This window comes from Alishewanella sp. HH-ZS (assembly GCF_001704375.1).
In the GTDB taxonomy this organism is placed as follows: Bacteria; Pseudomonadota; Gammaproteobacteria; order Enterobacterales; family Alteromonadaceae; genus Alishewanella; species Alishewanella aestuarii.
In genome coordinates this window covers 1-10133 of the sequence record NZ_LZEJ01000061.1, presented here as the reverse complement: position 1 = coordinate 10133, position 10133 = coordinate 1, and the positions used below count along the sequence as shown (strand labels likewise).

Genomic DNA, 10133 nt, shown 5'->3' with positions numbered 1-10133 from the left:
AAAACGTTCGCGATCTCGCCCTGTGGTAGTGATGCCTTGAAGAGTTGGTTTGAGTATCAATAAACAATTTCGATAAGGCATATTTTGTGCTTTGCTTTTGTAACAAAACAACAGCTACAGTCTTCCTGTTCAAGCCCTACTAATTAAATTACAAAACAGAAGCAACTGCTCAGGGAGGATTTGCATGACAATAAAGCTTTCCACGATCGCGCAAATTGCGCTGACGGTAAGCGATGTGGATACGGCACTTGGCTTTTACTGCGATCTGCTGGGGCTGGAGTTGCTGTTCCGTGCCGGCCCCAATTTGGTATTTCTTAATGCGGATGGTGTCCGTATTATGCTGAGTACGCCACAAGGCGCTGGTAAGGTTGGGGCGAACTCTGTGTTGTATTTTAAAGTTTTAGATATCGAAACAACGCATGCCAGCCTTGTTGCTGCCGGCGCGCAAAATGAGCGATTGCCGCAATTAGCAGCAAAGATGCCGGATCATGAGTTATGGTTAAGTTTTTTGCGTGATCCTGACGCTAATCTACTGGCGTTACTGGAAGAAAGAAGATAGCGATTGATTGCTCTACAACACACCAACTTAAGCTGAAACTATAGTTTGACAGCATGGCTGCGTTTAATCTGCTTAATCATCGCCTGCGCCAATGGCGTATTGGCGTGCTGGTTTGAGGTAATCAGCATCAGCGGAATTTGGTAAGAATATTTCGCCGGTAAAATAGCTTTAAACAGGCCTTTGTCCACCCAGTAACGGGCGTAGTGTTCTGGCAGATAGCCAATAAACTTACCGGTTAAAATCAGGTGGGCGATACCTTCATCGTGGTAAGCAATGGCGCTGTTTGGGTAGTGCAAACCATCGTTACGGCGCTCTTTATCGCGCAGATAATTGCTGGTAATAACTTCTGCCCGTTGCAGCAACTTTTCGGTGTCTTGTTCGGCGCAGTTAAACAGCGGGTGGCCAGCAGCACAGTACAGATAATTGGTTTCATAGTGCAGCGGTGTGTAATCCAGGCCGCGGATCTGATGGCGGCTAACGCCAATGCCTAATAAAGAGCGGCCGTTAGCGACGGCGGTTTCCACTTCACGCGCTTCACACACATACAAGTCAAACTGAATGTTATCGCTTTTGTCTTTTAGCGCGGCAATGGCCTGCGCCACTTTGCAGTGTGGATCGCTGACTAGTGTGTCGATAATAGCAATACTGACCCGGCCGGACAGCTGCTGTTTCGAGCTGGCAATGGTATTGGCAAAGGCTTCGCATTGCTGCAGTAACTCTAATGAGGCCTGGTAGGTAATACGGCCTGGCTCGGTTAGCTCAAAACCGCTGCGGCCCCGCTTACACAGCTTTACCCCTAAACGGATTTCTAAGTCAGATAAATGCGCGCTAATAGTAGAGCGGCCAATATTCAGCCGTGACTCAGCCGCCGACAAGCCGCCGCACTCGACAATAGTGACGAACACTCTGAGTAATCTAAGGTCGACATCTTGTACTTGCATGGGCGCTGCTCTTTAGTTCGATAAAGTCGGAATAAGTTATGAATATTATGTATTTATAAAACAACCTGTGCAAGCTAGCATGGCTCTAATAAAGATCCGCAGAATTTTAGGAGCACAAGATGACATTTCGCTACGGGATCGACCGGCTGGATTTAGATATCGTTAACGGTATCGCCGATGGCACTATTAAAGCTGAGTTGTGTGCAGAAGCCATCGCCCGAATTAACCAAAGCCGTAACAACGTTGAGGTGATGGCCGCATCGGACAAAGCTATTTATGGTATTAATACCGGTTTTGGCCCGCTTTGCGATACGCAAATCTCGCCAGCAGAAACTGCGCTGCTGCAAAAAAACCTGCTGATCACCCATGCGGTTGGCGTGGGCGAGCCTATCGCTAAAGCCATTTCCAAGTTAATGTTGATCACCAAAGTACATGCGCTAAGCCAGGGCTATTCTGGCGTGCGCCTGGAAGTGGTTGAACGCATGCTGACGTTTCTTGAGCTGGACTTAATTCCGGTGGTGCCGGAGCAAGGCTCAGTAGGGGCATCAGGCGATTTGGCGCCGCTGTCGCACTTATTCTTACCGCTGATTGGTGAAGGTGAGTTCTGGCACGGCCGTGGCACTATCAGCGCGGCTGAGGCGCTGGCGCAACATGGTTTAGTGCCGCTGGAACTGCAGGCCAAAGAGGGGCTGGGCTTGATTAACGGCACCCAGTTTATTTTGTCGCATGCGATTACTGCGCTAACCAAGATGCGCTACCTGCTGGATTTAGCCGATGTGGCCGGTGCCATGAGTATTGAAGGGATGCAGGGCAGTGGTTCACCGTTTCGTGCTGAACTGCACCAAATCCGCGCCTTTGCCGGCAATGTTGAAGTCGCTGCCCGTATGCGCCGTTTGTTCAAAGATTCAGAAAATATGGCCTCGCACACCGGCTGCGCCCGGGTACAAGACCCTTATTCGCTGCGCTGTATTCCCCAGGTACACGGCGCGTCGCGTAATGCTTACTACCACTTAAAAGAGCTGGCCGAGATAGAAATGAACTCGGTTACTGATAACCCTATCGTCATCAGCAGCGAAGAAGCGATTTCCGGCGGTGGTTTCCATGGTCAGCCACTAGCGATGGTGCTGGATTATGCCTCTATTGCGGCGGCGGAGCTGGGCAATATCTCTGACCGGCGCTGCTATTTACTATTAGAAGGCTTACACGGTTTGCCGCGTTTGCTAACCAAAGCCGGTGGTTTAAATTCCGGCATGATGATTCCGCAATATGTCACGGCGGCGCTGGTAACCGAGAACAAATCTTTGTGCTTCCCGCCCTCGGCCGACAGTGTGCCTACCTCTATGGGGCAGGAAGATCATGTGTCGATGGGTAGTATCTCTGGCCGTCAGTTAAACCAGATCCTGGGCAATCTGGAAAAAATCCTCGCGATAGAGCTGATGTATGCGGCGCAAGCCATTGAGTTTCGCCGGCCACATCAATGCTCCGATATCATTGAACAAAATTTTGCCCTTATTCGCAGTAAAGTGGCCAAACTGGAAGAAGATCGTCTGTTAAAACCCGATATCGACGCCATGATAGAGCTGGTGAAAAGCCAGGCTTTTACCGTTAACTTTGCATTGAATTAAGAGGATACGGATGATGACTTTTCAAAACCAGATTAAGCAGGGTATCCCGGCGGAACTACCACCAACCAAGCCGTATCCGTTGGACGCCAACCGGGCGCCGAAGCGCAAAGACATTCTGACTAAAGCGGAAAAACAACTTGCTGTGCGTAACGCGCTGCGTTATTTCCCTAAAGCCTGGCATGCGGAGCTGGCGCCAGAGTTTGCCAAAGAGCTTAACGATTTTGGCCGTATTTATATGTACCGCTTTAAGCCGGACTACGAGCTAAAAGCACGGCCAATTAGTGATTATCCGGCAAAATGCCAGCAAGCTGCCGCTATTATGCTGATGATTGATAACAATCTGGACCCTGCAGTCGCGCAGCACCCACAAGAGCTTATTACCTATGGTGGTAATGGCGCGGTGTTCCAAAACTGGGCGCAGTACCGCTTAACTATGCAGTATTTAAGCGAGATGGAAGGCGATCAGACATTACACATGTACTCTGGTCATCCTATGGGGTTATTCCCATCGTCGGAAGACGCACCACGGGTGATAGTTACCAATGGTATGATGATCCCGAACTACTCCAAGCCGGATGACTGGGAGCGTTTTAATGCGTTGGGCGTAACCCAATATGGCCAGATGACGGCCGGCTCTTATATGTATATTGGCCCGCAGGGCATAGTGCATGGTACCACCATCACGGTGATGAATGCCTTTCGTAAAGTATTACAAAAGGGCGAAAGTGCGAAGGGTAAAATCTTCTTAACTGCCGGTTTAGGCGGTATGAGCGGCGCTCAGCCCAAAGCCGGTAATATCGCCGGTTGTATTACGGTCTGTGCCGAGGTAAACCCCAAAGCCGCTACCAAGCGCCATCAGCAAGGCTGGGTTGATGAGTTAATCGATAATATGGACGCGCTGATTGCCCGGGTAAAACAGGCGCAAGCCAATGAAGAAGTGGTGTCCATTGCTTATATTGGTAACGTGGTGGAGGTGTGGGAAAGCTTCTATCAAAGTGATATTTTTGTGCATCTGGGTTCAGATCAAACCTCGTTGCATAACCCCTGGTCGGGCGGTTATTACCCGGTCGGTATCAGCTACGACGAAGCGAATCGCTTAATTCGTGACGAGCCAGAGCTGTTTAAAGCCAAAGTGCAGGCGACATTAAAACGCCATGCTGAGGCGGTGAATAAGCACACCGCAAAGGGCACTTATTTCTTTGATTACGGTAATGCCTTTTTACTGGAGGCCTCACGCGCCGGTGGCGATGTGATGGCCGACAATGGTATCGATTTTAAATACCCATCCTATGTGCAGGATATTTTAGGCCCGATGTGTTTTGACTACGGCTTTGGCCCGTTCCGCTGGGTCTGTACTTCAGGTAAGCCAGAAGATTTGGATAAGACCGATGCTATTGCTGCACAGGTGCTTGAGCGCATTATGGCTGAGGCACCTGAGGAAATTCAGCAGCAAATGCAGGATAACATCACCTGGATTAAAGACGCCAAGCAAAACAAGCTGGTGGTCGGCTCGCAGGCGCGGATTTTATATGCTGATGCCGAAGGAAGGATAGAAATTGCCGCTGCCTTTAATGCCGCCATTGCCCGTGGCGAGATTGGCCCGGTGGTGTTGGGGCGCGATCATCACGATGTCAGCGGTACTGACTCGCCATTTCGTGAAACCTCGAACATTTATGATGGTAGCCGTTTCACTGCCGATATGGCGATTCATAATGTGATTGGTGACAGCTTCCGCGGTGCTACCTGGGTGTCAATTCATAACGGTGGTGGCGTTGGCTGGGGCGAAGTGATCAACGGTGGCTTTGGTTTGCTGCTGGATGGCACTACCGATGCCGATCGCCGCTTAAAATCAATGCTACTATTCGATGTTAATAACGGTATTGCGCGGCGCAGCTGGGCGCGTAATACTGAAGCAGACTTTGCGATCAAACGCGAAATGGCCAGAACACCGAAGTTAAAAGTCACACTGGCCAATCGGGTTGATGACGATGTTATTGCCGGGCTGGCACTCTAGCCCGGTGCACAGGACAATAAAAAAATCGGCGTATTAACTCACCGCGCCCTCGGGCGCTTTGTCAGTCATAACGGAGAAAGCTGTCAGAGCAAAACGATTATCTGACGTTATTTGAGGACGCCAAGCTGGCACTGGATCATAGTGATTGAGGATGAAAGATGATTGATTTTAACAATAAGGGTTTTTTTAAGTTAAAACAAAACCGTGACTATGCAGACCAGGTGGCGGCCCTGTTGCTGGATGGTGAGACCATAATTGACGCCTATAAATCCATGCGTGATGGCGTGGTGTTTACAACGAAAAGGCTGATTGTGGTTAACGTGCAGGGAATTACCGGTAGCAAAAAAGATTTCACCTCTATCCCTTATAAAAACATTGTCGCCTATTCGGTCGAAACTTCTGGCACCTTCGATTTGGACTCTGAGCTGGAAATTTATTTGTCAGCAGTAGGTAAGGTAAAATTTGAATTTACCGGTAAAACCGCGATAGTGGAGATAGCCAAATATATCGCGCAGCATTCGTTGTAGCACAAGGGCCCACAAAAAATGGGCGCTACGCAAGGTAACGCCCGAGAAAAGCTTAGTAGTATTTCAAACCATCTGCCTTACCGCGAAACGCATAATAGGCGACCGCGGTATAGGCGGCGATAATCGGCATGTCTGATAAAGCCGATTAAAGTATAGCAAGCGCTGCTAAATCGGATTGCGGGAGGTCCGGCATAGCCTTATGGCTAATGCCATCTGGCTTCATCTTCGTAAAGTTTAAACTCAATATTGCGACCATCAGCGCAAAGTTGAATGACCTCCGCTGGTGAGCCATCCTCATTTAATTTTACTAAACCAATACCCGCCGCATTGAGCAAGCGTTCGCCCGGCTGCGCAGATTCTGGTTGGTGTGGCGTAATCAACATCCGGCGACGACGGGTCAGCCAGTTGAGTGGAGAGCGCGGAGAGTAAAGCCAGCGGTTTAAGCGATCAAAGACTTGCAGTAGCTTGCCGGGAAATTCATTCTTTAGCCCACTACTAGTAATTTGCCAGACAGCTGGACTGCCTGTTTGTGACCGTAGACGAATGTCGTAAACAAAGGAGTAGTGCACGTCGCCGGACAGAATCACAAAATGCTTTGGTGTTTTCGGGTGGCGGAACATATTAAGCAGCGTATAGGCGGTACCACGATGTGCCATCCAGTTTTCTGCATCCACCAGTAGTGGTTTACCAAGCCAGGTAAAAATACGTTGTATCGCTTCGATCAGCTTAACTCCAAAAATCGGCGCGGCCGAAACTAACACCACTGCATCCACACCAACTAGCTTTTGTTGCAAATTGCTCAATGCCTCCCAATCCATCAAACCTGACGGACTGTGAATGGAACGTTCACTTCGCCATCTTTGGGTCCGGGTATCCAGCACAACTAAAGCTGGTTCAGTAGGCCACTGATAGTACCAATGATTGAAGCGCAGCAATTGGTCTAACATTACATCGTAGCTGTTACTTCCGGGAGAGCATAATTGTTGTTGGATGTCTGAGAGATAGGTTGCAGGAAACTGTTCCGGGCAATTTCCCCAACCCTGAAATAGCAAATAAGCAAGTAGGGCATTGCCAATAATGCGCTTGGATAATGGATGTTGGTAAGCCGCGAGTTCCCATGCAGCGGTAAGATTCCAGTCGTCGGTAATGTCATGATCATCAAAAATCATTGCTACAGGTAAGTGTGCCAGCAGTCTGCGTATAGCGCTAAGGCCGCCGATAAATGCATCCAGTACTTCAGCCTGGCAGATAAACTGTTGACATTGTTTGGTATTAAAATCGGCTGGAGGGTTGAGGTCGCGAGGGCTAGTTAGCTGCTGCCAGCCAACGGGTGACCATACCAGCAGATACATCGCGAACATTTCAGCCAAACTAATCAGGTGGTTATGCGCGTTATCGGAGGTAAAAACGGGCTTACGTGCACCCTTAAACAGCTGCTCGAGTACTTTGCTGCTTTTTTTATCATCGGGAAGCAGCGTCTCTCGTTTCAAATAGTAGGGGCTCTTGTTATGTAAGGCACTTGCCAGTGAGACGTCGGCATTATGCAGTGACTCATCGGGTAAACCCAACCTTGGTATGAACTGGTGGATCGCCATCAACATAGGAGTCGCCACGTCATCAACATACACTTGGTCACCACTGAGCATGAGTAAGGCTGGCCAATCGTCGATTGGTGTGGAGGCTAATAGTTGCTCAGCTCTCAGTAGGCCATCGGCAGCAGCAAAGTGAGGCTTACGACAAGAACCATGTAATAAGCTACTTAACTTCGGCTGGAGCACAAAAAATGGATGAGAGTGTGGCGTAAAATTTAGATCTGGTGCCCACTGTTGCCAGCCTTGACCATTTAACTGCAGGTTGTAATAAATAGCCTGCTGGACAGGTAACCTAATCTCAAGTTTAAGGTCAAATAATTGAAAATGAAGATTATCTCCCGCTTTGATTTGTTGATGACCGGCAGACAATACGGAAGCGGGTAAAATATGGTACAAACCACTGTCAGTGAACAGTGTTAACTCTGGGGTAACAGGTTCTGCCGTTGCCAACCAAATAGTTATTCGATTGGGTTGCAGTCGGCGAAGGATTGGGCCTGCCCAAACGGTTACAGGTAACGTCATTTTGAAAGTATTCTTTAACTAGCCATAGATTCCTATTAAACAGCGACAACTCAAAAAAAGTTCATCTTTGTTTATTTACTTGTGATCCACCATTGATTTATAATAGTAATAGTTCGCATTTGTGATTACATTGGTATTACTAAAGAGGTGGTAAGAATGAAAGTAAATCGGGTTGCACAGCACGTGGCGCTGGCGTTAGCTATTTGCAGTTTGCAAAGTCAGGCTGCAGAGCCGCAAGAAAAGCAGTCGCAAATCGAAGTTCTGGAGGTACGCGGTGCGCAAATAGCAGATAGCGGCAACAAGCTGCCAGATATACAGCAAGGTCGGATCTTTGCGGGCAAGAAGACTTCAGTCGTTGAACTCAGTGAACAGCCAACGCTGATTGAACCTAACTTACGCCAAATGTTTGCTACTTTACCGGGTCTATTTGTCTCAGAGCAGAAGATCCCCAGCATCTACAATGTTAATTATCGTGGCTTGGGTGACCCGCACGAATCTGAATTTGTGGCCTTTTATCAAGATAATGTGCCACTGGCTGCCAACCTGTTTGGTTATGCCACCATGTACTATATGCCAGGTGGTCAGCGCATTGAACGTGTAGAGTTTATTCGCGGTGGCTCAGGCTTACTTTACGGCCCGCAAATCGGCCCAGTAGTCAATTTTGTTACTCGTGGCCCCTCTGCACAAGCAGAAACCCGCATAGTGACTGAGCATGCTGTGGGTAGCGATGCTATGTACAGCACCTATAATGAAGCGCGTTGGTCACAAGGCAATACCGGTTTTATGGCCTCATTTGATCATCGTCGTGCCGATGGCCCACGTAATAACGAAGATTTTGATGTTAGCTCTGGCTACTTAGGACTCAGTTACGAAGGTTTCAAAGATATCAAAATCGGAGCTAATTTAGATGTGTATAGCTCTGACTCGGGTGAAGCCGGCCGTTTAACCTCGGCTGAATTTGCGAACAACCGTGATCTGGTTAAAACACCGTTTAACCGTGTTAAAATTGACCAAACGCTAGCAAGCTTAACTTACGAGCAGCAGTTAGATGCAGCGTCCAGCCTTAACGGAAAAATCTGGTATCTAGCGATGGATCGTTTTAGCCGTCGTTCAGGCGCCTTTGTTCCGCCTGCAAATCCACCTTCTTCGACAACGGTTGACGAGCAGCAATTCCGTAACCTAGGTTACGATCTGCGTTATAGCTTAGCCTGGGGTGAAAATAATATTTTAACTGCAGGTACATCTGGCTTTAGTGGTGACAGTCCTCGTACGCAGCACCGCAATAGTGATTTGACCTCTGACGCTCAAAATGCCGCTGACCTTCGTTTTGAGCAAGATCGTGTTACCACCTATACCGCACTGTTTGTCGAAAACCTGTTCCGCTTTGGCAACATTAGCTTAGTACCGGCGGTACGCTATGAGCGTCTGAATTATGATATGGTTGAAGTGGTGAAAAGCGCCAGTTTAAACCGTGATGCCATTGATTTGGATCGGACCTTTAATGAGCTGTTATTTGGTTTAGGCGCAGGTTTGAAGCTGTCTGATACTGCTGAAGTCTATGCCAATATTTCAGAATCTTACCGGCCACAACGCTTTGATGATTTAATCAATCCAACGTCTGAGTTGGCAGGTTCTAATGATCCTTCAGTATCGAAAGCGATGAACTACGAATTAGGCTATCGTAGCCAAGTTACCGAGCAATTTGCTTTTGATGTCAGTGTGTTCCGTATTGATTTCAAAGACAAAATTGAGCAAATTCAAGTTAATATCACCGATATTGAGCGGGTAAACAGTGGTGATTCACGTCATCAAGGTGTTGAGCTAAGTCTGCAGTATGCTTTTGCATTATCGCCTGGTCATAATCTAACTGCCTTCGCGAACGGCTCTTGGTTAGATACAGAAATAACAAGTAGTACAAACGCTAGTCTGGTAGGTAATAAAGTCTCTTTTGCACCAGATTACCTGGTACGTACCGGGCTTAACTATGCAAGTAATGGCTTGACTGCTGCGCTCAGCCTGACGCTGGTTGGTGATCAGTACTGGCAAGATTCCAATCTGCCTCGTGGTACAGGTACGGCAACTATTGATGCCAAGATACCATCCTATCAGGTGGTGGATTTAACTGGTGAGTATGAGTTATCGGCACAGTGGTCTCTGTACGCTGGTATTAACAATCTGTTAGATGAAAACTACTACAGCCGCGTGAGAACTGATGGTATTGAGCCTGCACCTGAGCGTACAGCTTATTTCGGTTTTAGATTTAGTCTGTAACACCCGGTATTAATTTGGCTTAAAGTAAGCTTCTGTATAGCAACCCCGGTTTTATACTCTGTCTCTTGATCACAAGTCAGCC

Annotated in this window: 7 protein-coding genes; 5 read left to right on the top strand and 2 right to left on the bottom strand. The window is 48.1% G+C overall.

The genetic code is table 11. The features are described 5' to 3' along the window. The first annotated feature begins 184 nt into the window (after positions 1-184). Positions 185-559 (top strand): VOC family protein, encoded by a 375-nt coding sequence (locus A9165_RS15715; protein WP_065956580.1) that lies wholly within the window; start codon positions 185-187, stop codon positions 557-559. Positions 560-597: 38 nt separating this feature from the next. Here A9165_RS15715 and A9165_RS15710 read toward each other — a convergent pair whose 3' ends face one another. Continuing rightward, positions 598-1500 (bottom strand): LysR family transcriptional regulator, encoded by a 903-nt coding sequence (locus tag A9165_RS15710; protein WP_008606584.1) that lies wholly within the window; start codon positions 1498-1500, stop codon positions 598-600. A 119-nt stretch (positions 1501-1619) separates the two neighbouring features. Between A9165_RS15710 and hutH the strand changes: the two genes are divergently transcribed. The 3 genes from hutH to A9165_RS15695 all read left to right on the top strand — a co-directional run bounded on the left by hutH (position 1620) and on the right by A9165_RS15695 (position 5666). Next, a complete protein-coding gene (hutH, locus tag A9165_RS15705; RefSeq protein ID WP_065956579.1) occupies positions 1620-3125 on the top strand; it encodes a histidine ammonia-lyase in 1506 nt (501 codons plus the stop codon). A gap of 13 nt (positions 3126-3138) precedes the next feature. Further along, positions 3139-5139: a urocanate hydratase gene (locus tag A9165_RS15700; RefSeq protein WP_065956578.1), complete on the top strand. Its 2001-nt coding sequence runs from the start codon at positions 3139-3141 to the stop codon at positions 5137-5139. 158 nt (positions 5140-5297) lie between these two features. Then, entirely contained in the window at positions 5298-5666 is a 369-nt protein-coding gene (locus A9165_RS15695; protein WP_008606587.1) for a PH domain-containing protein, read from the top strand. Between the two features lie 203 nt (positions 5667-5869). On the opposite strand, the gene A9165_RS15690 is transcribed toward A9165_RS15695, so the two are convergent. After that, positions 5870-7780, bottom strand: coding sequence for an alkaline phosphatase D family protein (locus tag A9165_RS15690; protein ID WP_065956577.1), 1911 nt, complete (start codon positions 7778-7780; stop codon positions 5870-5872). A 156-nt stretch (positions 7781-7936) separates the two neighbouring features. Here A9165_RS15690 and A9165_RS15685 point away from each other — a divergent pair, with 156 nt between their 5' ends. After that, positions 7937-10051, top strand: coding sequence for a TonB-dependent receptor (locus A9165_RS15685; RefSeq protein ID WP_065956576.1), 2115 nt, complete (start codon positions 7937-7939; stop codon positions 10049-10051). Positions 10052-10133: the final 82 nt, after the last annotated feature.

Bases quoted from the DNA above. Each gene is read 5' to 3' on its own strand.
- A9165_RS15715 (WP_065956580.1), top strand. From the start codon at position 185: ATGACAATAAAGCTTTCCACGATCGCGCAAATTGCGCTGACGGTAAGC.
- A9165_RS15710 (WP_008606584.1), bottom strand. From the start codon at position 1,500: ATGCAAGTACAAGATGTCGACCTTAGATTACTCAGAGTGTTCGTCACT.
- hutH (WP_065956579.1), top strand. From the start codon at position 1,620: ATGACATTTCGCTACGGGATCGACCGGCTGGATTTAGATATCGTTAAC.
- A9165_RS15700 (WP_065956578.1), top strand. From the start codon at position 3,139: ATGACTTTTCAAAACCAGATTAAGCAGGGTATCCCGGCGGAACTACCA.
- A9165_RS15695 (WP_008606587.1), top strand. From the start codon at position 5,298: ATGATTGATTTTAACAATAAGGGTTTTTTTAAGTTAAAACAAAACCGT.
- A9165_RS15690 (WP_065956577.1), bottom strand. From the start codon at position 7,780: ATGACGTTACCTGTAACCGTTTGGGCAGGCCCAATCCTTCGCCGACTG.
- A9165_RS15685 (WP_065956576.1), top strand. From the start codon at position 7,937: ATGAAAGTAAATCGGGTTGCACAGCACGTGGCGCTGGCGTTAGCTATT.